This window comes from Bradyrhizobium sp. sBnM-33 (assembly GCF_032917945.1).
Taxonomy (GTDB): Bacteria; Pseudomonadota; Alphaproteobacteria; order Rhizobiales; family Xanthobacteraceae; genus Bradyrhizobium.
Genome location: NZ_CP136624.1, coordinates 1,532,574 through 1,557,805 on the forward strand (window position 1 = coordinate 1,532,574; position 25,232 = coordinate 1,557,805).

Annotated in this window: 22 protein-coding genes; 10 read left to right on the forward strand and 12 right to left on the reverse strand. The window is 63.8% G+C overall.

The genetic code is table 11. The features are described from left to right. The first annotated feature begins 33 nt into the window (after positions 1–33). The 5 genes from RX328_RS07245 (at position 34) to RX328_RS07265 (ending at position 4,852) form a co-directional block, all read left to right on the forward strand. The gene (locus RX328_RS07245) at positions 34–801 is read left to right on the forward strand and encodes an ABC transporter substrate-binding protein (RefSeq protein WP_213251351.1); all 768 of its coding nucleotides are present in this window, start codon (positions 34–36) and stop codon (positions 799–801) included. Beyond that, the gene (locus RX328_RS07250) at positions 801–1,454 is read left to right on the forward strand and encodes an amino acid ABC transporter permease (protein ID WP_213251352.1); all 654 of its coding nucleotides are present in this window, start codon (positions 801–803) and stop codon (positions 1,452–1,454) included. Before RX328_RS07245 ends, RX328_RS07250 begins: the two co-directional genes overlap by 1 nt. Continuing rightward, complete coding sequence (locus RX328_RS07255; RefSeq protein WP_213251353.1) at positions 1,451–2,182, forward strand: amino acid ABC transporter ATP-binding protein; 732 nt, start codon at positions 1,451–1,453, stop codon at positions 2,180–2,182. Before RX328_RS07250 ends, RX328_RS07255 begins: the two co-directional genes overlap by 4 nt. A gap of 10 nt (positions 2,183–2,192) precedes the next feature. Beyond that, positions 2,193–3,485: an NAD(P)/FAD-dependent oxidoreductase gene (locus tag RX328_RS07260; RefSeq protein WP_213251354.1), complete on the forward strand. Its 1,293-nt coding sequence runs from the start codon at positions 2,193–2,195 to the stop codon at positions 3,483–3,485. A gap of 83 nt (positions 3,486–3,568) precedes the next feature. After that, positions 3,569–4,852, forward strand: a complete 1,284-nt coding sequence (locus RX328_RS07265) for a DUF1236 domain-containing protein (RefSeq protein ID WP_213251355.1) — start codon at positions 3,569–3,571, stop codon at positions 4,850–4,852. A gap of 143 nt (positions 4,853–4,995) precedes the next feature. Here RX328_RS07265 and RX328_RS07270 read toward each other — a convergent pair whose 3' ends face one another. Next, on the reverse strand, positions 4,996–6,585 hold the full coding sequence (locus RX328_RS07270) for a gamma-glutamyltransferase (protein ID WP_213251356.1): 1,590 nt from the start codon (positions 6,583–6,585) through the stop codon (positions 4,996–4,998). 201 nt (positions 6,586–6,786) lie between these two features. Here RX328_RS07270 and RX328_RS07275 point away from each other — a divergent pair, with 201 nt between their 5' ends. The 3 genes from RX328_RS07275 (at position 6,787) to RX328_RS07285 (ending at position 9,352) form a co-directional block, all read left to right on the forward strand. Then, positions 6,787–7,518: a gamma-glutamylcyclotransferase gene (locus RX328_RS07275; RefSeq protein ID WP_213251357.1), complete on the forward strand. Its 732-nt coding sequence runs from the start codon at positions 6,787–6,789 to the stop codon at positions 7,516–7,518. A 170-nt stretch (positions 7,519–7,688) separates the two neighbouring features. Then, positions 7,689–8,087 (forward strand): NAD(P)-binding protein, encoded by a 399-nt coding sequence (locus tag RX328_RS07280; RefSeq protein WP_249726336.1) that lies wholly within the window; start codon positions 7,689–7,691, stop codon positions 8,085–8,087. Then, the gene (locus RX328_RS07285) at positions 8,000–9,352 is read left to right on the forward strand and encodes a flavin-containing monooxygenase (RefSeq protein ID WP_249726337.1); all 1,353 of its coding nucleotides are present in this window, start codon (positions 8,000–8,002) and stop codon (positions 9,350–9,352) included. Before RX328_RS07280 ends, RX328_RS07285 begins: the two co-directional genes overlap by 88 nt. A gap of 240 nt (positions 9,353–9,592) precedes the next feature. Here RX328_RS07285 and RX328_RS07290 read toward each other — a convergent pair whose 3' ends face one another. The 4 genes from RX328_RS07290 to RX328_RS07305 form a co-directional block, all read right to left on the reverse strand. Further along, positions 9,593–10,444, reverse strand: a complete 852-nt coding sequence (locus RX328_RS07290) for a phytanoyl-CoA dioxygenase family protein (RefSeq protein WP_213251358.1) — start codon at positions 10,442–10,444, stop codon at positions 9,593–9,595. Between the two features lie 106 nt (positions 10,445–10,550). Next, the gene (locus tag RX328_RS07295; protein ID WP_213251359.1) at positions 10,551–11,051 is read right to left on the reverse strand and encodes an L-2-amino-thiazoline-4-carboxylic acid hydrolase; all 501 of its coding nucleotides are present in this window, start codon (positions 11,049–11,051) and stop codon (positions 10,551–10,553) included. A 261-nt stretch (positions 11,052–11,312) separates the two neighbouring features. After that, positions 11,313–13,991: a flavin-containing monooxygenase gene (locus tag RX328_RS07300; protein ID WP_213251360.1), complete on the reverse strand. Its 2,679-nt coding sequence runs from the start codon at positions 13,989–13,991 to the stop codon at positions 11,313–11,315. A gap of 175 nt (positions 13,992–14,166) precedes the next feature. Next, the gene (locus tag RX328_RS07305) at positions 14,167–15,111 is read right to left on the reverse strand and encodes a LysR family transcriptional regulator (protein ID WP_213251361.1); all 945 of its coding nucleotides are present in this window, start codon (positions 15,109–15,111) and stop codon (positions 14,167–14,169) included. 216 nt (positions 15,112–15,327) lie between these two features. On the opposite strand from RX328_RS07305, the gene RX328_RS07310 reads away from it, so the two are divergent. After that, positions 15,328–16,305, forward strand: coding sequence for a Bug family tripartite tricarboxylate transporter substrate binding protein (locus RX328_RS07310; RefSeq protein ID WP_213251362.1), 978 nt, complete (start codon positions 15,328–15,330; stop codon positions 16,303–16,305). Positions 16,306–16,310: 5 nt separating this feature from the next. On the opposite strand, the gene RX328_RS07315 is transcribed toward RX328_RS07310, so the two are convergent. Genes RX328_RS07315 through RX328_RS07330 form a run of 4 tightly spaced genes read right to left on the reverse strand, consistent with a single transcriptional unit; the run spans position 16,311 to position 20,474 of the window. Further along, positions 16,311–17,501, reverse strand: a complete 1,191-nt coding sequence (locus RX328_RS07315) for an ABC transporter permease (protein WP_213251363.1) — start codon at positions 17,499–17,501, stop codon at positions 16,311–16,313. A gap of 2 nt (positions 17,502–17,503) precedes the next feature. Then, on the reverse strand, positions 17,504–18,664 hold the full coding sequence (locus RX328_RS07320; RefSeq protein WP_213251364.1) for an ABC transporter permease: 1,161 nt from the start codon (positions 18,662–18,664) through the stop codon (positions 17,504–17,506). Further along, entirely contained in the window at positions 18,661–19,341 is a 681-nt protein-coding gene (locus tag RX328_RS07325; RefSeq protein ID WP_213251454.1) for an ABC transporter ATP-binding protein, read from the reverse strand. Before RX328_RS07325 ends, RX328_RS07320 begins: the two co-directional genes overlap by 4 nt. A 47-nt stretch (positions 19,342–19,388) precedes the next feature. Beyond that, positions 19,389–20,474, reverse strand: a complete 1,086-nt coding sequence (locus RX328_RS07330; RefSeq protein ID WP_213251365.1) for an efflux RND transporter periplasmic adaptor subunit — start codon at positions 20,472–20,474, stop codon at positions 19,389–19,391. A 640-nt stretch (positions 20,475–21,114) separates the two neighbouring features. Here RX328_RS07330 and RX328_RS07335 point away from each other — a divergent pair. Then, positions 21,115–21,885 carry a DUF2066 domain-containing protein gene (locus tag RX328_RS07335; protein WP_249726338.1) on the forward strand — a complete coding sequence of 257 codons (771 nt, stop codon included), beginning with the start codon at positions 21,115–21,117 and terminating at the stop codon, positions 21,883–21,885. Between the two features lie 37 nt (positions 21,886–21,922). On the opposite strand, the gene RX328_RS07340 is transcribed toward RX328_RS07335, so the two are convergent. The 3 genes from RX328_RS07340 to RX328_RS07350 all read right to left on the reverse strand — a co-directional run bounded on the left by RX328_RS07340 (position 21,923) and on the right by RX328_RS07350 (position 25,227). After that, the gene (locus tag RX328_RS07340) at positions 21,923–22,936 is read right to left on the reverse strand and encodes a zinc-dependent alcohol dehydrogenase family protein (protein WP_213251367.1); all 1,014 of its coding nucleotides are present in this window, start codon (positions 22,934–22,936) and stop codon (positions 21,923–21,925) included. A 73-nt stretch (positions 22,937–23,009) separates the two neighbouring features. Continuing rightward, on the reverse strand, positions 23,010–23,636 hold the full coding sequence (locus tag RX328_RS07345) for an FMN-dependent NADH-azoreductase (RefSeq protein ID WP_213251368.1): 627 nt from the start codon (positions 23,634–23,636) through the stop codon (positions 23,010–23,012). A 13-nt stretch (positions 23,637–23,649) separates the two neighbouring features. Beyond that, a complete protein-coding gene (locus RX328_RS07350) occupies positions 23,650–25,227 on the reverse strand; it encodes an isochorismatase family protein (RefSeq protein WP_213251369.1) in 1,578 nt (525 codons plus the stop codon). Between the last annotated feature and the right edge of the window lie 5 nt (positions 25,228–25,232).

Genomic DNA, 25,232 nt, shown 5'->3' on the forward strand with positions numbered 1-25,232 from the left:
CCAGGCCAGAGTGCAGTTTCAGGAGGTGGTGCGATGGCTCTGAAGCGTCTCGTTCAGGCCGCGGTGGCGGCCATGGTTCTCACAGCCGCGATGCCGGCATCCGCGCAAAAGGTGCTGAAAGTGGGGTCGACGCCGACCGGTGTGCCCTTCACTTTCCTCGACACCAAGACCAACAGCATTCAGGGCATCATGGTCGATCTCATCACCGAGATCGGCAAGGACGCCGGCTTCCAGGTGCAGATCGAGCCGATGCAGTTCTCGACGCTGATCGCCTCGCTCACCTCGAACAAGATCGACATCATCTCGGCGGCGATGTTCGTCACCCCCGCTCGCAAGGAAGTGATTGATTTCTCCGAACCGTTCTACAGCTACGGCGAAGGCCTCTTGGTGCCGAAGAGCAATACGAAGACCTACACCACGCAGGACGATCTGAAGGGCGAAGTGGTCGGCGCGCAGGTCGGCACGGCGTTCGTCGATGCTCTGAAGAAGTCGGGGCTGTTCAGCGAGGTTAAGGCCTACGATACCATTCCCGATATTTTGCGTGACGTGAACGCCGGCCGCCTCAAAGCCGGCTTCGCCGACTATCCGATCCTCGCCTACAACCTCAAGCAAGGCGGCTTCCCCGAGGCGCGCATCGTCGAGAGTTACAAGCCCGCGACAGTCGGTTCCGTCGGCATCGGTGTGCGCAAGGGCGATACCGAGCTGCTTGCCAAGATCAACGCCTCGCTGGCGAAGCTGAAGGCGAACGGCACGGTGGAAAAGATCCTCGATAAATGGGGCCTCAAGGCGCAGGGTGCCTGATGCAAGGCTTCTGGCGCGACGCGACCGAGTTCCTGCCGATCCTGATGAGCGGCGTGGCGCTGACGGTCATCGTCACGATCGGCTCGCTCTTGCTGTCGACCGCGCTCGGCCTGGTCTGGGCCTTGATGCGGGTATCCGGCATCGGCGTCTTCACAGGCTTCAGCGCCGGGCTGATCAACGTGATCCGCGGCATCCCGATCATCGTGCTGTTGTTCTATCTCTATTTCGTGATGCCCGAACTCGGCCTCACTTTGACGGCCCTGCAGGCGGCAATTCTCGGTCTTGGCATCGCTTATTCGGCGTACCAGGCCGAGAATTTCCGCGCCGGCATCGAGGCCATCGACAAGGGGCAGATCGAGGCGGCGCAGGCGATCGGCATGGGCTGGTGGCAGACCATGCGCCGCGTGGTGCTGCCGCAGGCGGTCAAGATCGTGCTGCCGCCCTACGGAAACATCATGATCATGATGCTGAAGGATTCCTCGCAGGCGTCGACGATCACGGTGGCCGAGCTCGCGCTGCAGGGCAAGCTGATCGCGTCCTCCACTTTCAAGAACACCAGCGTGTTCACGCTTGTGGCGCTGATGTATCTCACCATGAGCATCCCGCTCATTCTGCTGGTCCGTCACTTCGAGAAGCGCGGGGGCCACAAATGATCGAACTCACTAACGTTCACAAGAGTTTTGGCAAGCTCGAGGTGCTCAAGGGCATCACGGCTTCCGTCGAGAAGGGCGAGGTGGTCTGCATCGTCGGCCCCTCAGGCTCCGGAAAATCCACCATCCTGCGCTGCATCAACGGGCTGGAGAGCTATGACGGCGGCGATATACTCGTCGAAGGCGCGCGGGTCGATCGCAGCGCGCCCTCGATCGTTGCGATCCGGACGCAGGTCTCGATGGTGTTCCAGCGCTTCAACCTGTTTCCGCATCGCACCGCGCTGGAAAACGTCATCGAGGGGCCGCTCTATGTGAAGAAGGAGCCGCGCGGTGAGGCGCTGGAGCGCGGCCGCGCGCTGCTGGCGCAGGTGGGCCTCGCGGAGAAAGCCGACAGCTATCCGCCGCAACTCTCCGGCGGCCAGCAGCAGCGCGTCGCGATTGCCCGTGCACTTGCGATGCAGCCGAAGGCGATCCTGTTCGACGAGCCGACTTCGGCGCTCGATCCGGAACTGGTCGGCGACGTGCTGTCGGTGATGCGCAAGCTCGCCGACGACGGCATGACCATGGTCGTCGTCACCCACGAGATGGGATTTGCCCGGGATGTCGCCGACCGCGTGCTGTTCATCGATGGCGGCGTGATCGTCGAGCAGGGGCCGGCGAAATCGGTTCTCAACCAGCCGCAGCATGCGCGCACGCAGGATTTTCTGCGGCGCGTGCTGCATCCGCTCTGAGTCTGCCGGCATGAATGCGCCCATCCGACGGCCGCTGCCGCCAAGCCTCTACGCTGATACGGCGGTCGCGCCGGCATCGACGCCGCCGCTCGATAGAGACAAGACGGTTTCCGTCGCAATCATCGGCGGCGGTTTTACCGGACTGTCCACGGCGCTGCATCTGGCCGAGCAAGGCGTCGATATCGCCGTGCTGGAAGCGCAACAGCCGGGCTGGGGCGCTTCGGGCAACAATGGTGGTCAGGTCAATCCGGGCCTCAAGCACGATCCTGACCGGATCGAGGCCGATTTCGGCGCCGAGCTCGGCGGTCGCATGATTGCGTTCGCCTATGGCACCACCAACTTCACGTTCGACCTGATACGCCGATGCCAGATTCCGTGCGAAGCAAGGCAGAACGGCACGCTGCGCGCGGCCTATAACGAGGCGAGCGCCGCGGCGATCGCAAACACGGCAAAGCAATGCATCCGCCGCGGCATGCCGGTGATGCTGCTGAATCGCGAACAGATGCGGGAGACGACCGGAACCGACCGCTATCTCTGCGCCATGCTGGACAATCGCGGCGGCGACCTGCATCCCCTGAGCTATGCGCGCGGGCTCGCGCGCGCCGCGATCGCGGCCGGCGCAGCCGTGCATGGCGAGACGCCGGCGCTTTCCTTGTCGCGTGAAGGCGCGCATTGGCGAGTTGAGACGCCGCGCGGGATCGTGCGCGCCGAAAAAGTGCTGCTGGCGACGAACGGATTCACAGACGATCTGTGGCCGGGCCTCCGCCGCACCATCGTGCCGGTGTTTTCGTCGATTGCGGCCACCGCGCCTTTATCCGAGGAGGTTGCACGCGAAATCATGCCGACGCGCTCGGTGCTGTACGAGAGCGGCCACATCACGGTGTATTACCGGATCGATGCGCATAATCGCCTGCTGATGGGCGGCCGTGGGCCGATGCGCTGGATCAGTAAGCCTACCGATGTCGCCTATCTCATCCGCTATGCCGAACGGCTGTGGCCGCGGCTGAAAGGCGTGACCTGGACGCACGGCTGGAATAGCCGGCTCGCGATCACGCCCGATCACTATCCTCATGTGCATGAACCGGCGGAGAATCTTCTGATCTCGCTCGGCTGCAACGGCCGCGGCGTCGCGCTCTCGACCGCGATGGGCGCCCGGCTGGCGCGCCGCCTCGTCGGCGGCAAGAATGCCGAGATTGATATGCCTATCACCGGCATCAAGCCGATGGCGCTGCACGCGTTCTGGCCGCTCGGCGTCACCGCCGCCGTCGTCACGGGGCGGGTGCGGGACCGGCTCGGGATCTAGTTTCTGACTCCAGCCCTGCTCATGCGGAACCTACGGCAGCGGCGAACGTTCGCTTGCGTAACTCCGATCTGAAGGAGATTCAAATGCGCAAGCAATTACTGTTATCGACGGGAATTATCTGCCTGATGCTGGCGCCGGCTGTTTCCTATGGCCAGGCGCCGGGCGGAAGAGGCGAAGAGCAGAAACAGATGCGGCCGAGCGATTCCGGCAAGGGTGCTGCATCGCAAGAGCGCGGCACGGACCGGGCGCAGGAGCGCGGTCGGGGTGCGGAACAAAAGGCGCCAGGCCCGGCGGGCCGCGAGGAAAGGGGAGCCGGTTCCCGACAGACCGAGGAAAAGGGCAAGGCCACGCCCTCGAGCGAGCGTCCGGCGACCGCCAGTGATGACAAGCGCGGACGCGGCGAGGATGCAAAATCCCGTGAGCGCGCGCAGGATTCCCGCCAGGGCGGCCGCGACGAACAAACAGCCCGTGAAGGCAAGGACGCCAAAGACAGCGGCAAGGGCAGCGCCGAGATGAAACGCGATAGGGCGCGCGATAAGTCCACGGCGGAGCAGGAAAAGTCGAAGGATGGAACCCCGGCCGCTCAGAAGGAGCGCGAGGGAACAACTACGACGCAAAAGGAATCCGGCCGCGATCAGCGCGATAGCTCGAAGGATGCTGCGGAGCGGGGTAAGGATGCGGACCGGCCATCGACCGCGACGGATACCACGCGCACACCGCCTTCTGGCCAGACGACGCAGACCCAGACTGGCCAGACGCAAGACCGCCAGCAGATCTCGACCGAGAGGCAGCTGCGCATCTCCGAGACGCTAACCCGCGAGCGTCTCGCGCCGCCGCAGCGCAATCTCAACGTCTCGATCCGGGTAGGCGAGCGGCTCCCGCGCCATGTGCGGGTGCAACGGCTGCCAGCCACGATCGTGTCGATCGAGCCGCAGTACCGCGGTTACGATTACTTCACGACCGAGGAGGAAATCGTGATCGTCGAACCCCGCACGCAGCGGATTGTGAGCCATATTCCGCGTGACGCGTCGCGCATTCGCGCCGCAGGCGGCGACGCCGCCGGCAGTGGACGTGCGGCCGACGCGATGGCTCAGGCCGGCGGAGCGGCCCAAGCCGGCGGAGCGCCTTGCCGTATCATGCGCCGGGATACCGCGGGCAATCTTACCGAAGTCTCGCCCACGACGGTTGGTTCGACCGCACCGACGGTTGGTTCGACCGCACCGCAGGATTCGATCAGCGTCACTGTTCGCGCGCCGGGCGGCGGCGGATCGACGAATCCGATTGCATTGGGTGCATCCGATGGACAGATCGTGGTTGCGATGCAAGGCGGCGACTGCACCGTGACGATTGAGCCGCAGACGCGATAGGCGGGTGTGTCTGGCCTCGCAAGAGGCCGTCACACCAGAATATCGATACGGGTAACGGAAAGTGCGGCATCTGATTGCCGCACTTTTCTCGTTCAGCGGCATCGCACCTTTAGCAGCGTCGCTGCCTGATGACGGGCCGCCTCCTACCCCTCCACCACTGCCTCGCTCCAGGCGTGGAACGGCTCCGTCGCGCCGCTGTTGGTTTCGCCGTCGCGCAGCACCACGCTGGGGCAGGCGAACTTCATCGGCAGGTTCTGGACGCGTGTCTCCTCGTAATCGAAACGCGAGCCTAGCGCATCGCGCGCGGCCTGCGGCAGACGGACGTCGCCGATCACGATCGCGCCTTCGCTGGCGTCGATGCGCGGCTGATGGATTGCGGCATCGAGATCCATGCCGTAATCCATCACGAAAGACAGAAGCTGGCTTACCGCCGGCAGAATGCGCCGGCCGCCGGAAGCGCCGACCGCGATGCGCCTTCCGTCCGCCGCCTGCGCCACCACGGGCGTGTAATTGGTGAGGCAGCGTTTGCCCGGCGCCAGCGAATTCGGCTTGCCGGGGGTCGGGTCGAACCACATGATGCCGTTGTTCATGGTGATGCCGGTCTGGTTCGTTACGAATTTGGAGCCGAAGGTCGACAGCAAGGTTTGCGTCACCGCGGCCATGTTGCCGTCGCGGTCGACGGCGGAAAAATGCGTGGTGCAGGCCGGTGCCAGCGCTTCGGCGCCGAGCGAGCGCCTGCCGTCTTCGTCGCCCATGTCCTTCAACCGTTCGCGATACGCGGCCTGCAGCGCCGATGCATAGGCGATGTAGGCCGCCGCATCCGGTCCGCCGCGTGCGGGCTTGATATCCTGTTGCAGCAGACCAAGCGTGCGCGAAAGCGTTGGACCTGCGGTGAGTTCGGGCGTCGCGAACACCTTGCCGCCGCGATAGGGGATCGCCAGCGGCTCACGCAATTGAGCGCGGAACGGCTTGAGGTCCTCGACCGACAGCGCGCCGCCCGCGGCCTGAATGTCAGCGGCGAGGCTCTGCGCCAGATCGCCCTCGTAGAAGTCGCGCGGGCCGGCGCCGGCGAGTTGCGCCATCGTGGCCTTGAGCCGGTCCTGCGGCATGCGGACTTTGGACCTGATGCCCCATTGCGGGTTGGGTGGCAGACCGTCTTGCAGATAGGCGGCGGCGCTCGCGGGGTAACGCCGCAAGTCTGCCGCCGCGCTCGAAATCATCACCGTGGTCCACCAGTCGACCGCAAGGCCTTCTGCGAGCGCGATGCTTGGCGCCAGCAATTCCTTCCACGTCAGCTTTGCGTGGCGGCGGTGCGCCTCTTCCATGCCGGCGACCACGCCGGGCACGGCGATCGAGCCGGGGCCGTGAATGTTGCGGTCGTCCTTTACCCGCGGCCAGGGGAAGATGTCGGAAGCCGCGCCACCGCCGGTCAGCGGATAATCTTCCAGCCGCAGGCTCAGTGGCGCGCGCATGCCGTAGTCGATCACCTCGTAGCGGTCTTCGCGCGCCCGGTAGAGCACCATCGCGCCGCCACCGCCGACCCCGCTCATCCAGGGTTCCAGAACGCCAAGCGCAAACGTCGTCGCGATCACGGCATCGACGCAATCGCCGCCCGCGGCCAGCACCTCGGCCCCCACTCGCGCCGCCCTGCTTGATTGCGCGGCGACGATGCCGCCCTTGGAAGTGACGGCCGGCTTGCGTATCACCTGGGTAGTGGAGAACTGGTCGCGCATCGGATTGCCTTTGATCCCTGTACGTGTGTGGTTGCCGGTCGCCGGAGGATTTCGTTGACGCCATTACACCCTAAAAATCTTGGGCCAGCCATGACAGAATAACATGCTGGGAGTTCGCATCGCCCGCCTTCGTGTTGGCGTGTTGCACCCGACAATGGCACATTGCGAACGATGGCCGTATCCACAAAGGAGCATACTGGCTTGACCGCCGACGCATTCATTCATCTGCCGGAGCTGCGAGCCCGGGTAACGCACCCGGAAAAGTCGCTGCTGCGCCTGACGCCGGAGATGCTTTCGATGTGGGAGCGGCGGGCGCGGGCCGGGGGATGGCCGGCAGGCTGGCGGCTGTCGGATGAGGCGATCGAAGCGTCGCGGCTTACGGTGCTCGGCGATCACGCTGATGGCGACGACCTCTGGATCTATTCCTACGGCTCGCTGATGTGGGATCCCGGTTTTCACTTTGCCGAGGTCCGGCTCGCCGACGTCGAGGGTTATCAGCGCCGCTTCACGCTGAAGATCAATCTCGGCCGAGGATCGCACGACCATCCGGCGCTGATGCTCTCGCTGGAGCCGCAATTGGGATGTTGCCGCGGGCTGGCGTTCCGCATTGCGGCCGATTCCGTCCATGCCGAGACTGCGATCCTGTGGCGCCGCGAAATGCTGCGCGGCGGCTATGCGCCGGCGATGGTGCCGATGGCGACGCCGCAGGGATCAATCACCGCACTTGCCTTCACCTCCAACCGCTCGCACCCGAGTTATGTCGGCGAACTGCCGCTCGCCGAGACCGCCGCGATGATCGCGAGCGGAAAGGGCGTTCTCGGCACTAACCGCGAATACCTCGTGCAACTGGCGACGCAGTTGCAGGCGCTGGAGATCGAGGATCCGTATGTCGCGCACTTGCATGCGCAGATCGGCGGCGCTCCCGGTGCTTGAGGCGGTCACCCCACGGCGGCCTGGCGCGTTTATTTTTCAAACAATGTTTCAGGCTGGTTTTGCCGCACAATCCGGCATCCTGACGCAAGTGCAGGACGCGGATAATTGGCATCATAAGGGCCGCCGCGCGGAGACGATCAAGGCCAAAACAATTAATGGAGAGGGCGCGCATGACCGGGGAGATCAAGTCGCACTACGAGGTCGTTGTCGTCGGCGCCGGCGTATCGGGCATTTACCAGATCAAGCGGCTGGCCGATCTCGGGGTGGATGCGCTGGTGCTCGATGCCGCGCCCGATCTCGGCGGAACCTGGTACTGGAACCGCTATCCCGGCGCGCGGTTCGATTCCGAGAGCTACACCTACGGCTATTCTTTCTCGAAAGAGCTGCTCAACGAATGGCACTGGCAGGAGCGGTTTCGAGCCAGCCGGAGAATCTTCGCTACCTCAACTATGTCGCCGACAAGTTCGATTTGCGCAAATACATGCGGTTCAACCGCAGGGTGGAAGCGGCGGCGTTCGACGAGGGCTGTCATCTATGGCGGCTCCGGCTCGACGACGGGCGTGAACTGAGCTGCCGATTTCTCATTCTTGCGGTCGGGTTGCTCTCGGTACCGACGCTGCCGCGGCTTGAGGGCATGGAGACGTTCAAGGGGCATTCTTTCCATACCTTCTATTGGCCGCACGAGCCGGTTGAACTCTCCGGCAAGAAGATCGGCATCATCGGCACCGGCGCCACCGCGATCCAGGTGATCGGCGAGATTGCCAACAAGGTCGGCGAACTCACGGTGTTTCAGCGGCGGCCGAACTGGAGCGCACCGCTCAACAACAGCCCGATCTCGGACCAGGAAATGGCCGACATCCGCTCGCGCTACGACGAGATCTTTGCCGCCTGCCGGCGCACGCCCGGCGGCTTCGAGCACGAGCCGGACCGGCGCGGCTTCTATGAGGCCACGCGCGGGGAGCGGCTCGCGCTGTGGGACAAGCTCTATGACGAGCCCGGCTTGGGGATCTGGCTGAGCAATTTTCGCGAGATTTTTACCGACGAGGCGGCCAATGCCGAGTTTTCCGCCTATATCGCCGACCGCATTCGCCGCCGCGTCAAGGACCCCGTGACCGCGGAAAAGCTGATTCCGAAGGATCACGGTTTTGGCGTGCAGCGGGTGCCGCTGGAGACCAATTATTTCGAGGCTTACAACCGTGACAACGTGCATCTCGTCGACATCAGCGAGACGCCGATCGAGCGCGTGATCGAAACCGGCCTGCGTACCAGCATGCGCGATTACGAGCTCGATATCATCGTCTACTCCACCGGATTCGACGCCATCACCGGCGCGTTCGATTCGATCGACATCGCCGGCGTCGGCGGAGTGAAGCTCGCCGACGAATGGCGCGACGGACCCTCGACTTTTCTCGGCATGATGACGCATGGCTTTCCGAACTTGCTGATGCCGACCGGCCCGCAGAGCGCCTCGGCCTCGACGAATTTTCCACGCGGCATCGAGAACGGCGTCGGCTGGTGCATGGGCCTGCTCGGCCACATCTGGGATCGCGGCTACACGCGGGCCGAACCAACGGCCGAAGCGCAGGCGCGCTGGACCGCCCACGTCACCAAGATGTACGCCATCATGCTGATGCGCAAAGCCAAGTCGTGGTTCACCGGCTACAACTCCAACATCCCCGGCCACGAGCACGGCAAGACGCGATATCTCGTCTACAATGGCGGCACGCCGAAATACGTCGCGGCGATCACCGACGTTGCCGATAAGGGGTATGAGGGAATCGTGTTTGAGACGGAGGGGCGGGTTGAGGCGAGAGCATCGGCCGCCGCGGAGTAAGATGTGCGTAAGGGCAGTGCGTAGGATGGTTTCAGCATAGCGAAACCCCATCATCTCTGGAAGCCTAAGCGATGGGTTTAGCAAAGCTAGCCCCTCATCCTGAGGAGCTCGCAGAGCGGGCGTCTCGAAGGATGTAGGCCACAGACTTATGGTTCGAGACGCGCGGAGCCTGTCATCGGGCCGCGCTACGCGCGGACCCGTTGGCGCTCCTCACCATGAGGGACTTATGGCGCCGCTAGGTTAGTGCGTCTGCAGCAGCCGCCTGGGATGAACGCCATCGACATAGCCCATGAACGGCGGATGGATCGAGTAGCCGATCAGCTCGCGTGCGCGCTCGGGCAGTTTGCTGGCAACCTCGGCAGGGACGGCGAGCGCCATGTTCTCGAGTTGCCGCACCCAGCCCGCGCAATATTGCGGTGTAATGATCAGGCGCGGCCGGTCCGACCGGTTGGCGCCGCCGCGGTGCCACAGCGTTCCCTTGGTGATGGCCAGCGATCCGGATGGCATGATCAGCTTGACGGCGTCAGGCCTGTCGCCTTCCTCGTGACCGGCTTCGTTGGTGAAATGAGCGGGTTTCACCGCGCCCTCGATATAGTGCCCGTCCCACAGATGGCTTCCGGGAATAATTTCGGTGGCGCCATTTTGCTCGGTCGTATCGTCGATCGCCCAGAACGTGCTGATGCCAAGAGCGGGGCGGGGGCGCGGAATCTTCACGCCGCTGTCGTCGAAATGCCAGGGCTGGACAGTCTCGCCGGGATGGAGATTGATTGCGAGCATGGCAGACAACAGGCAGCTGTCGCCGAGTTCGGCTTCCACAAAGGCCATCGCGAGCGGATGGATCGCGAGCTCTGCGAAGACGGGCGATTTCGCCAGCAGTGCATACACCCGGTTGGTCCTGGTGCCTTCAAAATCGTTGCGGCCGAACAGATCCCGCGCCAGATGCGGCGCCAGCGCCGCGCGAATTTCGGCTACGCGGTCAGGTGCAAGAACGCGTTCGAAGATCAGGTAACCGCTGCGGTCGAACTCTTCCTTTAAGGAGGCGAACGAGCGTTCCCCGAGCCAGGGCAAAACCTGCTCCGCTGTCGCTGCCATCGGCGCTCTCCCTCGTGAGCCCGGTCAAGCCAAGGCTTCTTGCGAGATATCATACGCAACTGCGGGGGTTTTTCACGAGATTTCTGCGCGTCGACGGTGGCGCAAATCATGGTCGCGGTGCGAATGCGTAGCGGAACGTGCAGCTCGGCGCGCCCTGCATCAGAGTCTGGTCGCGCCTGAGGCTGACCTCACTGTTGCCGGCGGCAACGATATCGAAATCGGTGGCGCAGACCAGCAGCGCGCCGAGCTCCGGCTCGCCGAGCGCGCGGAAGAAGTCCGCGAACCGGCAATGCGTAACGTCGAATTCCAGCGCCTCCTTGTCGTGGCGGCGCATCTCGACCGTTACCTCCCGCTCGGTGACTCCGGCAAGCGCGGTGTGCATGGTCGCCCATTTGCGCCGCGCGCTACCCTCGACATTCTCGCCGATGGCGGCGAACAGCGCCTTCGACCAGTCGCGCAAGGCTTGTCGCGCAATCGCATCGGCCTTTTGCTGGCCCAGTTCCGCGCGCAACGCCCGCAGCATCGGCACCAGCACCTGCGCCTGGATCCGCGTTTTGTCCAACAGCGACAGGCGGGGATCGACCATATAATTGTCGAGCACGTTCATCGCAGGCTCCTTTCGTTTCCCGACCTCCAGCGAGATATTGCGGCCGGCGAGGGGAGCGCAAGCGAGATAAATTGGGTGATCGACTTAGAAAATCTGATGCATGCCCCTCGATGAGATGCGGCAGGCTCAGGCATGGGGCGGGACACCGGACAATTCGAACCAGCATGGGTTATCGATCGCCACTCCAGGCCGGCGCCAAAGCAGCATAACGCCGGTCGTGAGCGGCCGCTCGGATGAAGCCGAGCGGCCGTTGCCTCGCGCCTATCCCGCAGCCGCGTTGACCGCGATCGGCGAAGCGCCTTCGCCGCTCTCTTCCAGCTTTCGCGGCAACCCTGCAAAACCGCGCAGCGCTTCCGCCATCTTGGCACGTCCACTGACGCCGGTGATCACCACATCCACCATCATCAGCGACGTGTGGATGTGGCCGCGTGCCTGCAGCTGCTCGATCGGGACGCCCGCGGCCGCCATCGCCTCGGCATATTCGATCCCCTCGTCACGCAGCGGATCGAACTCGCAGGTTGCCACGAACGCCGGCGGCAGGTCCGCCAGATTGCCGCGCAGCGGCGAGGCGCGCGGATCGGTGCGGTCGGCGGGCGAACAATAGATATCCCAGAACCAGAACATCAGCGATCGCGTCAGGAAATAGCCGACCGCATTCTCGGTATAGGATGGACGGTCGAACCTGCAATCGGTGACCGGGCACACCAGGAGCTGGCCTGCGATCTGCGGGCCGCCGCGGTCGCGCGCGAGCTGGCAGGTGACGGCAGCGATGTTGGCGCCGGCGCTCCAGCCCGCGACCAGCACCGGTCCCGGCCTGCCGCCGAGCTCGGCCGCATGCTCGGCGATCCAGCGCGTCGCCGCATAACCATCCTCGGCCGCGGCGGGGAAGCGATGCTCGGGCGCATGGCGGTAACCGACGCTGACGACGATCATCCCGCTGCGGCGGCAGATGTCGCGGCAGAACGGATCGTCGGATTGCTCGTCGCCGAACACCCAGCCGCCGCCGTGGAAATAGACCACGATCGGATGCGGCCCGGGCGTCGCCGGCCGATACAGGCGATACTGCAGCAGGCCATCGGCGCCGTGCAGCACGCCGTCGCCGATCTCGCCGACCGGCCGGCCGGCGGGACGACTCTTGTTGAATTCGGTGACGAAGTCGCGCGCGCCCTGGGCGCCGAGCGACTCGATCGCCGGCAGGTTCATCTCTGCCAGCATGCCGAGCACCAGCCGCACATCCGGCTGCAGGCGTACGACCTGGCCGTCATTGCATTGCTCCGGAACGTTCGGGCCGGTCAGCCTGAAACCGAGCATGCCGCGGGCGACGACCTCCTTGCAGATGCTGCGATAGGGGCCGACGCCGCCGGTATAGGGCATCACGCCCTGCGCCTTGCCAGGCACGTTGGCGCCCGTGTACCAGGTGTTGGCAAGCCGATGCAGCGTCAGCATCGAACAGTCGGCCATGTGCTGCGCCCAGCCGGCCTGTGCGGTCTCGGTCGCCTCGATGGTCGTGAAGCCGGCCTCGCGCATCGCCGCCAGCCGCTCGACCACCCAGTCGACATGCTGCTCGATCGAGACCGCCATGTTCGACAGCACCGACGGGCTGCCCGGGCCGGTGATCAGGAACAGATTGGGGAAGCCTGACACCGTGAGCCCGAGATAGGTCTGCGGACCGTTGGCCCAGACGTCGGACAGCGATTTGCCATCGCGGCCCGTGATTGGATGAACCGCCTTGATGGCGCCGGTCATGGCGTCAAAGCCGGTAGCGAACACGATCATATCGACGTCGAACGTGCGCTTGTCGGTCGTGATGCCCGAAGCCGTGATCGATGTGATCCGCTCCTTTCGCAAGTTCACCAGCGTGACGTTGGGGCGGTTGAACGTAGCGTAGTAGTTGGTATCGAGGCAGGGCCGCTTGGCGCCGAACGGATGGTCGCGCGGGGTCAATGCGTCGGCCGTCTCGGGGTCCTTGACGATGGTGCGGATTTTCTCGCGGATGAGGTCGGCGAGCAGCGCATTGCCATCGACGTCGACACCCTGGTCGGCCCAGAGCTGGGTCAGGATGTAGACGAGATCGCCGGTGGCCCAGGCCTGCTCGAACCGCTCGCGCCGCTCGGCGTCGCTCAACTGCCAGCTCACGGACGTCTGCTGCGGATAGGGGACGCCCGCGAGTGACCAGCGCGCCTGCTCGCGATAGTCCGCCCGGTCGCCTTGCAGCCGCGCCAGGCGGTCCGCCGGCGCCGGACCGTTGTGGGCGGGCAGGGCGAAATTCGGCGTGCGCTGGAAAACGGTGAGGTGCGCGGCCTGCTCGGCGAGCAGCGGGATCGACTGGATGCCTGATGATCCCGTGCCGATCACGGCGACGCGCTTGCCAGCGAAGTTGACCTCTTCATGCGGCCAGCGGCCGGTGAAATAGACCTCGCCCTCAAAATCCTTGACGCCGTCGATCTCCGGTGGCTTGGGCGCGGAGAGACAGCCGGTCGCCATGATGTAATGGCGGCAGTAAAGATCAGCGCCATTGTCCGTCGTGAGCCGCCAGCGTTCTGCGTTCTCTTCCCAATTTGCCGCTGTGACCTTGGTGCAAAAGCGGATGTCGCGCCGCAACTCATATCGATCGGCGACGAAACCGAGATAGCGCAGGATCTCGGGTTGCGTTGCGTATTTCTCCGACCATTGCCACGCGCTCTCCAACTCGGGATCGAAGGCGTAGCTGTAGTCGATAGTCTGGATATCGCAGCGCGCGCCGGGATAGCGGTTCCAGTACCAGGTGCCGCCGACGTCGCCGGCCTCCTCGATCACCACCGCCGAGAAGCCGCCCTTGCGCAAGCGATGCAGGAGATAAAGGCCGGCAAACCCGGCGCCAACGACTGCGACATCGACCTGCTGCGTCGTACCGCTGTTCGCTGCTTCAGAAGAACGTGCTGCGACCGCTGCGTCCGGCATGCCACTCCTCCCGTATGTTTACATTTTGAAGGAGGCTACTGCCGCGTGTTCAGTTTGTCATCAGGACATATGCAATCAGTGGATGTTGGTTGCAGACCCATTCTGCCGAGGCGCCGATTTCCGCGATTTCACAAATTCTCCCTACGAAGCAGTGACTTACCCGCGATGCTCTTTGCTACATGCGCTTGCGTCGCTCATTCGTGCGCCGGCGCCCGATTCCGGTGGCCGCCCAGTTCGCGCTGAAATCCAGCGTGAACTCGCGAAAACTCTCCACGGCGGGCGAGAGCGATGCGCTGTTCCGGACAAACATCGCGATCTTCCACTTGACCGTGGGTTGCGTGAGCGGCAGAAACGTCAGTCCGAAGCCGCGCACCAGCGGCTCCGCCGTCGAGGGGCAGATCACGGCGCCCTGTCTCACGCGCAGCATCGATAGCGCGGTATTCACCCGGTGCACCGGCACCAGCTCCTTCGGGTGATGCCTCGGCGGCACGTTGCTCAACACGTTGACGGCGATGTTGGGCATGTAGTTGAGCACGGGCCGCTCGCGCAGATCCTTCCAACTAACCGACTTGCCTTTTGCCAGCGGATCATCGCTGCGCAACGCCGCCCAGAGCGGATCGGCGCAAATCATGTGCACCTCGACCGATTGATCCGGGACGACGCCGGCTGGCCCGAAGCCGATGTCGGTAGAGCCGTTCTGCAAGCCGGCGAGCACCTCCTGGATCGGCACGTCGTCAAAGCGGACGTCCACGCCGGGATGGCTATTATTGTATTCAGCGATCAGCTCCGGAAGCAGCGTGCACGATAAGGTCTCGGGCGCGGCCACGCGCACCAGCCCGCGGCGCAGCTCCTTCAGGTTGGTCAGGCTCTCCAGCGCCTCGTCCAGGTTCGAGAGCACGCGCCGGGCCATTGGCGCAAAGGTCTCGCCGACGGCGGAAGCGGAAACCTTGCGGGTGGTGCGGTCCAGGAGGCGGACGCCGACGCGACTCTCGAGCTCCTTGATGAGGCCCGACAGCGCTGCCTGCGACAAGTGCATGGCCTTGGCGGCTTCCGAGAAGCTCGCGGTCTCCAGCACGGCCACATAGGCGCGCAACTGCCGCACTGTCACATCCATCGCCATGTCGGGTCCCCCAGCGTCGCCGCTCTCGTATTCATAGGATGAGGTTATCAATCGGTCAAAAAATACAGATTGTTCGATAGAAGGCGCGTATCTATCGTTGCGGCCTCGATGAGACGAGTCCAGCGATGTCTGCGATCGCGCCAATGTGGCTCGGATAAAAATGGGATGGACGCGACGGGCTGCACCGCACCTTCGGGCGGTCCCAACGAGGCATTCATGAAAGTCACACGCCGAACGTTGCTCGGCACGATCGCCGCCTGCCTCTCGGCTGGCTCCGGCTTCGAGGCATTTGCCCAAGACGGTTGGCCGTCACGGCTGGTGCGGCTGGTGTCGCCTTACGGCGCCGGCGGGGCAAACGACATCTCGCTGCGCATCCTGGCCGAGCAGTTCGGGCGCAGCCTCGGGCAACAGTTCACCGTCGAGAACAAGCCGGGTGCGGGCACGCGCATTGCCAACGAGCTGGTCGCGCGCGCCGTGCCGGACGGATACACCTTCCTCTATGCCGCCGCGCCCTATGCCACCGCCGAAGCGCTGTTCGGAAAATTGAAGTACGAGCGCAAAGATCTGCAGCCGGTGGCGATGACCGTCATGGCACCGCTGTTTCTGATCGTCAATGCCAAGGCGAGCTTCAAGAATTTGCAGGAGATGATCGCCTACGGCAAGTCGCAGCCCGATGGCCTGACCTTCGCCTCGCCGGGCGCCGGCTCTCAACCGCATTTGGCGGCCGAGTTGCTGCTGAGAGACGCCGGCGTCAAGGGCCTCAACGTGCAGTACCGCGGCGATGCGATGGCGTACACGGAGCTGCTCGCTGGCCGCGTCGACGCCACCTTGACCGCGATCAGCACGGCGTTACCGCACCTCCAGAACGGCGATTTCCGCGTGCTGGGTGTCGCCTCCGCCGAGCGCAGTGACATCTACCTGCAGGCTCCGACCTTGCGCGAGCAGGGCTTTCCCAACGTGGTGGCATCGGGATGGTTCGGCTTCATGGCGCCGGCAGGGACGCCGCAGCCAATCGTCGAGCGGATGCAGCAAGAGATCAACCGTGCGCTCGCCGACCCCGAGGTGAAGCAGAAGCTGCTCGCCCAGGGGCTGGAAACACGCGCCGGTTCGGCCGCCGAATTCGGTAAGTTCATCGACGACGAGACACGGAAATGGAGCGAGGTGATCCGCGTGGCAGGCCTGAAGGGCGAATAGAGCCCTCAGTTTGCGTAGAGACCTTCGACGATGGGCAATCGCGCGGCGCGTAGCGCCGGAAACAGCCCGCCGATCAGGCCCACGATCAGCGCGAGCGCGACGCCTTCGGCGATCAGCCACGGGCTGAGCTTGAAGTCGAACACCACTTGGGTGAAGTTGCCGCCAAGCGTCGAGGCCGTGACGCCATCGAAGATCAGATAGGTGGCGGCGGCACCCAGCAGGCCGCCGATGACGGCGAGCAACAGGGATTCGGCCAATGTTCCGACAAAAGCCGGGAAGCCGCCGAAGCCGATGGCTCGCAGCGTTGCGATTTCGGTCGCGCGCGCGGCGACCGACGAATACATCGTGTTGAGTGCTCCGGCGACAGCTCCGAGCGCCATCGCGATCGCCAAAGGCCAGCCGAGTTTCTGAATCAGGTCGGAGGTTTGCGAGGCCTGTTCGGCAAAGTAACTCGCTTCGGATTTGACGTCGAGCTTCAACCGCGGATCGTTGTCGCTGTAGCTTTTGAGCTCATTCAGTGCGGCCGGCCCGGTGAGCCTCGCACGCACGGTTTGCACGATGTTGTTGCGGTTGAACAGGCTCTGGACCACGGAAAGATCGGCCCAGATCTCGGATTCGAACACGCTGCCGCCGGCCTCGAACACGCCGACGACGGTCCAGCGCGTGGCGCCGAACGATACGGTGGAGCTGAGGTCTAGCCCTTCAAATTCCCGCAGCAATGCCTTGCCGACCACCACCTCGTTGCTGCCGCGATTGAACATGCGGCCTGCGGTGATGCGAACGTCCTTGCGCAACTCGGAGCCCTGTTCACCGATCCCGCGCAGCGGCAGATTGGCCTTGGTCTTGGTCGTGCGCTTGATGCCGTCGACCACAAGATAGAGTTCCGGCGAGATCAGCGGCTTGCCGTCGCTGCCGCGCGCAATCCCGGGTCCATCCTCGATCAGCCGCACCTGATCGCGGCTCACGGTGCTGTTGATCTCGGCCTGCGAGCCGGCCCGCAACACGATGGCAATGTCGTCTGCGCCGGATCCGGCAATGGTGCGCTGGAAGCCGTTGGCCATCGCCAGGAATGCGAGCAGCACGATCACCACCAGTGCGATCGCGATCACAGTCGAGAGCGAGAGCCAGCGGCGCTGCGAGATGCTCTTGAGATTGATGGCGGTGACCGCCGCCACTTGAAGCCAAAGCGAACGCATGCCTATCCCCGTCCGAGCGCGGTTGCAATCTTGAGCCGCATGGCGTTGAGCGCCGGGATGATCCCGGTAATCAGCCCCAGCGCGATCATGAGCGCCAGCCCCTGCAGAGCTATGGTCGGCGATACGGCAAAGCCGGGCACGACGTTGGCCAGGCTGTTGCGCAGCGCCATGGCGATCAGCGCCGCGATCGCCAGTCCGGGAATTCCGCCGAGCAGCGCCAGCAATACGGATTCGCCGAGCACCATCGTTAGGATTCGCGGGCCTGAAAATCCGAGCGTCTTCAGCACGCCGATCTCGCGGGTGCGCTCCCGGATCGACAGCGCCATCGTGTTGCCGACGATCATCAGAATGGTGACGAAGGCGGCGCCGACCACCAGCAACACGATCAGCGCGATGTTGCCGAACTGCGCCGCAAAGGCCTTGCCGAAGGCCTTTTCAGTGTCGGTCGAGGTCTCGGCGGTGGAATTGGCGAACATCGCGTCGATCGCCTTGGCCACGCGGTCGTTGTTTTCGGGCGAGGTGGTCTGCAGGATCATCCAGCCGATGGTATCCTTTCCGAAGCTGCGGGTCTCGTCGAAATAGGGATACTGGAACAGAAGGAAGTTGGTATCGACGTGCTGGGCCTTGCCCTTGGCGATGCCGACAATGGTGAGATCCCAGGTGTGACCACCGCTCTTCTGGCTGAAGATGTTGCTATTGAGAGGAATCCGATCGCCGATCTTCCAGCCCCACTTCTGCGCCAGCGTTTCACCGACCACCGCGCTGCCGCGGTCGCGTATGAAGGCCTGAAGCTGCTCGGGAGGAACGTCGATTTCGCTGCGATAGACGTCGAAATAGGTGTTTGGCTCGATCGCGAGCGCCATGATGAAGTTCTTGGGATCCTGATAGTAACCGCCGAACCAGTTGGCGAAGGTCACCTGCCGCACTCCTTCCACCGCTTTTACGCGGTTGAAATAGGCGATCGGCATCGGCTGGGTGAAGTTGATCTTGTTGACCGTGATCATCCGGTCCGCGGCGGCGGCATCCTCGCCGGCGGTGAAGGCACGGTAAAATCCGGCGAGCACGCCGAAGATCATGAAGGCGATCAGGATCGACACGATCATCAGGCTCGCGCGCAGTTTGCGGCGGAACAGGTTTTTCCGCACCAGGTCGAAGTCGTTCACGCGGCAAGCTCCCGTTCGACGAAGCGGCCCTTGTCGAGATGCAAGACGCGCTTGGCATAGTTTGCCGCCGCGGGATCGTGGGTGACCATGACGATGGTCTTGCCGAGCTCGCCATTGAGCAGTTGCAGAATCGATAAGATTTCGTCGGCGGATTGACGGTCGAGATCGCCGGTCGGTTCGTCGCACAGCAACAGATTCGGGTCCGAGACGATGGCGCGCGCTATCGCCACGCGCTGCTGCTGGCCGCCCGACATTTCGCGCGGACGGTGCTTGACGCGATCGGCAAGCCCAACCACGGAAAGCGCGGTGTGAACACGCTCGGCGCGTTCTTTGCTGCGCAATTTGGTGAGCAACAGCGGCAATTCCACGTTCTGGGCCGCCGTCAGCATCGGCATCAGGTTATAGAACTGGAAAATGAAGCCGATATTGGCGGCTCGCCAAGCCGCCAATTCGCCCTCGGAGAGACCGTCGATGCGATGGTCCGCCACCGCAATCTCGCCCGCGTCGACGCGATCGATGCCGCCCAGCAGGTTGAGTAGCGTCGTCTTGCCCGAACCCGACGGTCCCATGACGGCGACGAAATCGCCGCGGGGAATCGCAAGATCGAGGTGGTCGAAAATCGAGATCGTCTCCTTGCCTTTGGTGAAACGCTTAGCTACGGCGGTAAGGCGAACCATCGGGTGTTCGGCTGTCACATTTGTCTCCTCTTTGAATCGGTCGGGAGCTAGTTCGCGGCGCTGGCGTCGGCGGAGCCGTTCGCCTTATCGTTCGCCTTGGCCTCGCGCAAGAAGTTCACCTTCACCGCCATGTCGGGCAGAATGCGTGGGTCCTTCTTTTCGAAGCGAATGCGGACCTTCACCGTGGCCTTTTCGCGGTTTGCGGTCGGCACGATTGCGATGACAGAGGCGGGAATGGTCCAGTCCGGATAGGCATCCAGCACCGCGTTCACGGGACCGCCGGGGGTGACGCGGCCGATGAAGGCCTCGTTGACGTCGACCTCGATTTCGATGGAATCCATGTCGACGATGGTGCAGATGCCGGTGCGGGTGAAGCCGCCGACTGACATCGGCGAAATCATCTCGCCGGGTTGCGCGCTGCGGTCGATGACGACGCCGGCAAACGGCGCACGGATTTGATGCTTATCGAGCATCGAGGCGCTGCGCTTGGCGTCGATCTTGGCGGTCTCGAATTGCGACTGCGCCTGACGCAACTGAGCGCTGAGCACGCCGACGCGCGCTTGCGCCTTGGTCAGATCGGCCTCGGTGGCAAAATTCTTTTGCGACAGCGTCTGCACGCGCGACATAATCCGGGTCGCATCCTCCAGCTCGGCGGTGATCGCGGCGACGGCAGCGTCGGCCGTCTCGACGCGTGAACGCGCCAGCTCATAGTCCTTTTCGGCCAGCACGCTGTCGAGCCGCGCGACGACTTGCCCTTCGGTCACCGTCCTGCCTTCGTCGGTGAAGACCTCGACCACCTTGCCGGTGATCTCGGCCGCAACGGTCGCCTTGCGGCGTGCCACCACATAGCCGGAGGCCGCCAGGCTGCCGGCCGCCTTGCCATTCGTTGCGGGCTGCTGAGGCTGCTGCGGCGCTTGCTGCTGTGAGTTCGGCTGCGATGCGGTTTGCGGTGCGGCTTCTTTGGGCGGGTCCTGCCAGCGCAGTTCGAAGGCGGCAAAGGCGGCAAAGGCGACGACGCAGGCGGCAACGGCCGCCGCGATCGGTAGCCAGCGGCGGCTCTTCGGTCGTTCCACCTTGGTGGCGCTGCGATCGATCGTCAGCGATCTCAGCAATTTGCTCTTGTCTTCGCGCATCGTTCATTTCCATCCGGCTGCTCGCCGCAGCTTCCGCGCGGGCGACATCGTTCTCGCACGGGCCGTCTCTCTTACAGCCGATCTACAGGTCTCGCCATAGCAGCGGTCGAGCCCTCCGCTTTTTCGTGAGGCGGCGACCCCGGCTCGGTTGTAAATCCCGTTCAGCTCTCGCGCGCGCCGGGCGGCGCCCGTTTTCGACGAGGCGAATGGCGGAAATCTAAGGCCTAATGGCGATAGAAGCAATTCGTGGAACCAGCAAGAGTTGTACGCGCCGCATCGCCAATTTTCAGGACATCAGCATCGCGGATCCCTGCGTAGACGCCTGCGATCCTGAAATGACCGCAAAACTCGGGAAAACCTTGCAGGTCGGAACCCTGTCATTGGACCCGCGCGTATGTTTTTCCCAGCGAAGATACATAATGCTAGGGTTGAAGGCCCACCAGCGGGGAGGGCTTTCTTAAAACGATATTTCTGGGGCTTGCATTAGCCAATGTTCCAAGACAAGAGCTTGAGGAATCGCGGAAGCCTCATCGTGGTTGATCTGCCTATGACGAGACGCCAGCCTGTTTTGATATGGCGTGGCGCAGCCACCATCGTCGGTATACTCCTTGCAACAGCCCTGGTTTGGTGCACCGGAGCGATGGCGGCGGGAGCTGATCTGTATCGGGCGCAGACCGTCGTCACGGGACAGGGCGAAGGCAACCGCATCATCGGCTTTGCCTCCTGTTTGGAGGACGTCCTGATCAAGGTATCCGGCGCACAGAAACTCGCGGGCGACCGTCGATTGGCGGCGTACAAATCGAACGCAAAAAGTTTCGTCAAGGCATTCAGTTATCGCGACCAGTTTGCAGGCAAGCCTGTTCGTGACGAGCAGGGTACCCGCGATCGGCCCTACGATCTGACGGTCGATTTTGACGAAAAGAAAATCGACGGCGTCCTCAAGGCGCTCGGCCTCAAGCCATGGCTTTCACATCGCCCGCGGCTGGCCGTTTTTGTCGAGATGGAGCAGGGCCCGAGGAATTTTATTGTCGCGGCGGATGGAGCTCAGTCCGATTTGCATCGCGACGCGTTGCTCGCAGCCGCCGACAGGCGCGGGATGAACATCGTGCTGCCCAGCATGGCCGCGTTGGCGAAATCGGGCCTGGAAGGCGCGAAGCTCGAGACTAGGCCATCGTCGGCTCTGGCGCCGCTTGCGACAGAGCAGGGTGGGGAACTCGCGTTGGTCGGACATCTGGTTTGGAATGATCGCGAGCTTGGATGGGCCACGCGTTGGCAGATGGACTGGCAAGGCCGGACGCACCGCTGGCAAGTCCGCGGCGTTACGTTTGACGAAGCGTTTCGGCGTGGCGTCGGCGGCGCGGCCCAGGTTTTATCCGACAACGGCGATCCGGCCAGCCAGGCGCCACGCTAACGAAATCGGCCGCAGATTTAGCAGACTTTAGGGGGCGTCACCCGATCTCGATCGCCACCTTCCCGAAATGCGCACCGCTCTCCATGTGCATAAAAGCGTCCCTGACCTGATCGAAACCGAACGTTCTGTCGATCACCGGCTTCATGCCGTTGACGGCAATCCCATCCGCCATCGCCTGGAGATCCTCGACCGATCCGACGGTGACGCCCTGCAGCCGCTGCTGCTGCATGACCATCAAGGGGAGCCGCAGGTCGGATGGCGGCGGCCCGGCGAGCACGCCGATGAACGCGATCGTGCCGCCGATCCTGGTCGCCCGGATCGATTCGTTCAGCGTACCGACCCCGCCGACCTCCACGACCAGGTCGACGCCGTGACCGCTCCATTCGCGGGCTTTCTTCCCCCAATCGGGCGTCGTCTTGTAGTTCAAGGTATAGTCGGCGCCGAGCTGCTTGAGACGTTCGATCTTCGCGTCGCTGGATGAGGTTGCGATGACGCGCGCGCCGCACATTTTGGCGAACTGAACTGCGAACAGGGATACGCCCCCGGTCCCCTGCGTCAGAACGGTTTGACCGGGCTTCACGCCGCCGAGCTTGACGATCGCGCTCCAGGCCGTGAGCCCGGCGCAGGGAAGCGCGGCGGCTTCGATATCGCTGAGGTGCTCCGGTGTTCGGACCAGCGCGTGTTTCGGAAAAACCCGATATTCGGCAAGGACCCCGTCCACCGCGCCGCCGAGGGCTGAGCGCATTTTTGCTTCGCTTGGTTCGCCGCCGATCCAGCCTTCGAAGAAGCTGCCGATGACGCGATCGCCCGGTGCGAATTCACGCACGCCCGGGCCGACCCGCTCGACCACGCCCGCGCCATCCGAAACCGGTACGAGCGGAAATTTCTGACGCGAGCCGTAGCCGCCCTTGACGGTGATGAGATCGCGATAGTTCAGCGTTGCCGCCCTGAGCCGGACGAGCACCTGGCCGTCGCCGGGCGTCGGCACAGGCTTATCCACGAGGGCAAGTCCATCGATTCCGCTCGGTCCCTGTAGCTCATAACATTTCAACGGAAGTCTCCTTTGATGCGGTCCGGTACGCGCAATATTGCCGCAAATGTTCCGGTTCCGCCAACCTTGCGGGTCAGAATCGCGCAGCCATCTCGGCCAGCCGCCGATGTGCGCCTTCGCGTGCCGCCCGGATCGGCTCGACCGGCCCGGTCGTCGGCCCGATCGGCACGAAACGCACGTTGCTGACGCCGATGAAGCGGAGCGCCTCGCGCAGGTAGGGCGTCGCCATGTCGATGCGGCCGCGGTTCATGCCGGTGACGAAGTCGCTGCCGCTGGCGAGAATGATGACCGTCGGCCGGTCCTTGAACAAAGGCAAATAGCCTTGCGCCGGATCGAAGCGGAACGCCAGCCCGGGCTGCGTGATCACGTCAATCCATTGTTTCAGCTTGTAGGGAACGCCAAAATTCCACATCGGCGTCGAGATCAGCACGCGATCGGCGAGCGCGAACCGGAGCGCGATACGCTCGGTGACCGCAAAGGCGTCGCGCTGTGAATCGGTGAAAGCCCGGCCATTAATGCGGGCATATTTGGCCTCCAACACGTAGCCTTCGAACTCCGGCAGGTGATCCCGCCACAGGTTCATCACGTCGATGTCCCAGTCGGGCCGCGCTTGATGAAAGCGGTCGATAAAGACGCGCGCGCCGGCTGAAGATTCCGAATCCGCGCGCGGCGAGCAGCTCAGGTGAAAGAGTTTTGGCATGGCCGCGCCCTGGTCATCCTAATCCCCTGATAACCGCATCGGCGTTGGTGACGACGGCGACGTTCTGCATCGCAAAGTTGATCGAGGCGTTGTGCCAGTCTGCGTTCATGGTCGAGCAGCAGTCTTCCGGCACGATCATGAAGTAGCCCTTGTCAGCGCCGGTGCGGGCAGTGTGCTCGATCGACATGTTGGTCCAGGCGCCGGTGTTGATGATCATGTCGCGGCCGGTCGCCTTCAGGATGGTCTCCAGACGCGTGCCTTCCCAGGCGCTCATGCGCATCTTCTCGACCACGAAATCGCCGGCGCGCGGCTCAAGCCCTGGCACTGGCGCCGCACCCCAGCTTCCACGCACCATCGCGCCGCTATCGACCAGGCCTTCGAACAAGGGAGCGTTGAGCGTGACGCCGGGCGCGCCAGGTTCGACGATGAACCAGACATGGATGATGATGACGCCGCGCGCCCGCGCGGCCTCGGCAAGGCGGCGGACATTGTCGACCACCCGCTGCTGGCGCGCATGGGCGGGCGAGCCGGAATCGGCGAATGCGCCACCCTCCATGATCACGTCGTTCTGCAAATCCTGAATGATCATCGCGCAGCGCCGCGGATCGAGCCGCATGTCGCCGCCGGCAAGTTGTGGTGAGGCAGGCGTGGCAGAGACGGTGTCAGGACCGGACGAGGTGCGGCCGCTCATATAGGGCTCGTGGCGCGGTCCGGCCCTGACCGGAATTGCATAGACCGAATGCGTGGCAGTCAGATAGAGCGTGCGAAAATCAGAGCCGCCCCAGGTGAGATTGGCGACGAGTTCGGGCACGCGCACCTTGCCGAGCAATTCGCCTGATGGCGAATAGACCCAGACACCGCCGGGCGCCGTGACCCAGACATTGCCGCGCTGGTCGCACTTCATGCCGTCGGGCAGGCCGGGCTCGAGCTCGGAACGGATGCCGCTGGCGAATACGCGCGCGTTGGAGAGCGAGCCATCGGCTTCGACGTCGAAGGCGCGGATCAGCGCCTGCGTGGTGTCGTTGACGTAAAGCAGGCGCTCGTCGGGCGAGAAGCAGAGCCCATTGGGCTGATCGAAGAGGTGACGATCGACGACGAGCTTCGGTGGGCCGCCGCCAGGCGGAACACGATAGACGCCCTGAAAGCCGAGCTGGCGCGGCCGTTCGACGCCGTAGACCGGCATGCGGCCATACCAGGGGTCGCTGAAATAGATCGCGCCGCTCGAATGCACGCAGACGTCGTTCGGGCTGTTGAGTTCCTGATTTTCGAAATGCGAGGCGATTACCTCGCGCCTTCCGTCGGGGCGTTCGCGGATCAATGACGAGGTGGCGTGCTCGCAGACGATCAGGTTGAGCTCGGCGTCATAGGTCATGCCGTTGCATTTGTTCGACGGGCGTTTGACCTCGACGACACCACGTTTGGCGTCCCACCGCCGGCGCACGTCGGCCGGCATGTCCGAAAATAGCAGATAATGGAGGGTGGGGTGCCAGATCGGTCCTTCCGTGAATTCAAAGCCTGTGCCGACCTGGCCGACCGGCGCATAGGGATCGATCAATGTCTCGAAGTCCGGGCGCAGCGTGACGTGCGTCATCGGTC

What these genes read in the sequence shown, in the direction of transcription:
- RX328_RS07270 (WP_213251356.1), bottom strand. Translation starts at nt 6,585, where the DNA reads ATGCGCGACCAGTTCTCCACTACCCAGGTGATACGCAAGCCGGCCGTC.
- RX328_RS07280 (WP_249726336.1), top strand. Translation starts at nt 7,689, where the DNA reads ATGACCGGGGAGATCAAGTCGCACTACGAGGTCGTTGTCGTCGGCGCC.
- RX328_RS07310 (WP_213251362.1), top strand. Translation starts at nt 15,328, where the DNA reads ATGAAAGTCACACGCCGAACGTTGCTCGGCACGATCGCCGCCTGCCTC.
- RX328_RS07255 (WP_213251353.1), top strand. Translation starts at nt 1,451, where the DNA reads ATGATCGAACTCACTAACGTTCACAAGAGTTTTGGCAAGCTCGAGGTG.
- RX328_RS07315 (WP_213251363.1), bottom strand. Translation starts at nt 17,501, where the DNA reads ATGCGTTCGCTTTGGCTTCAAGTGGCGGCGGTCACCGCCATCAATCTC.
- RX328_RS07285 (WP_249726337.1), top strand. Translation starts at nt 8,000, where the DNA reads ATGCGGTTCAACCGCAGGGTGGAAGCGGCGGCGTTCGACGAGGGCTGT.
- RX328_RS07350 (WP_213251369.1), bottom strand. Translation starts at nt 25,227, where the DNA reads ATGACGCACGTCACGCTGCGCCCGGACTTCGAGACATTGATCGATCCC.
- RX328_RS07345 (WP_213251368.1), bottom strand. Translation starts at nt 23,636, where the DNA reads ATGCCAAAACTCTTTCACCTGAGCTGCTCGCCGCGCGCGGATTCGGAA.
- RX328_RS07295 (WP_213251359.1), bottom strand. Translation starts at nt 11,051, where the DNA reads ATGAACGTGCTCGACAATTATATGGTCGATCCCCGCCTGTCGCTGTTG.
- RX328_RS07300 (WP_213251360.1), bottom strand. Translation starts at nt 13,991, where the DNA reads ATGCCGGACGCAGCGGTCGCAGCACGTTCTTCTGAAGCAGCGAACAGC.
- RX328_RS07335 (WP_249726338.1), top strand. Translation starts at nt 21,115, where the DNA reads ATGGCGGCGGGAGCTGATCTGTATCGGGCGCAGACCGTCGTCACGGGA.
- RX328_RS07305 (WP_213251361.1), bottom strand. Translation starts at nt 15,111, where the DNA reads ATGGCGATGGATGTGACAGTGCGGCAGTTGCGCGCCTATGTGGCCGTG.
- RX328_RS07265 (WP_213251355.1), top strand. Translation starts at nt 3,569, where the DNA reads ATGCGCAAGCAATTACTGTTATCGACGGGAATTATCTGCCTGATGCTG.
- RX328_RS07245 (WP_213251351.1), top strand. Translation starts at nt 34, where the DNA reads ATGGCTCTGAAGCGTCTCGTTCAGGCCGCGGTGGCGGCCATGGTTCTC.
- RX328_RS07330 (WP_213251365.1), bottom strand. Translation starts at nt 20,474, where the DNA reads ATGCGCGAAGACAAGAGCAAATTGCTGAGATCGCTGACGATCGATCGC.
- RX328_RS07325 (WP_213251454.1), bottom strand. Translation starts at nt 19,341, where the DNA reads ATGGTTCGCCTTACCGCCGTAGCTAAGCGTTTCACCAAAGGCAAGGAG.
- RX328_RS07260 (WP_213251354.1), top strand. Translation starts at nt 2,193, where the DNA reads ATGAATGCGCCCATCCGACGGCCGCTGCCGCCAAGCCTCTACGCTGAT.
- RX328_RS07290 (WP_213251358.1), bottom strand. Translation starts at nt 10,444, where the DNA reads ATGGCAGCGACAGCGGAGCAGGTTTTGCCCTGGCTCGGGGAACGCTCG.
- RX328_RS07250 (WP_213251352.1), top strand. Translation starts at nt 801, where the DNA reads ATGCAAGGCTTCTGGCGCGACGCGACCGAGTTCCTGCCGATCCTGATG.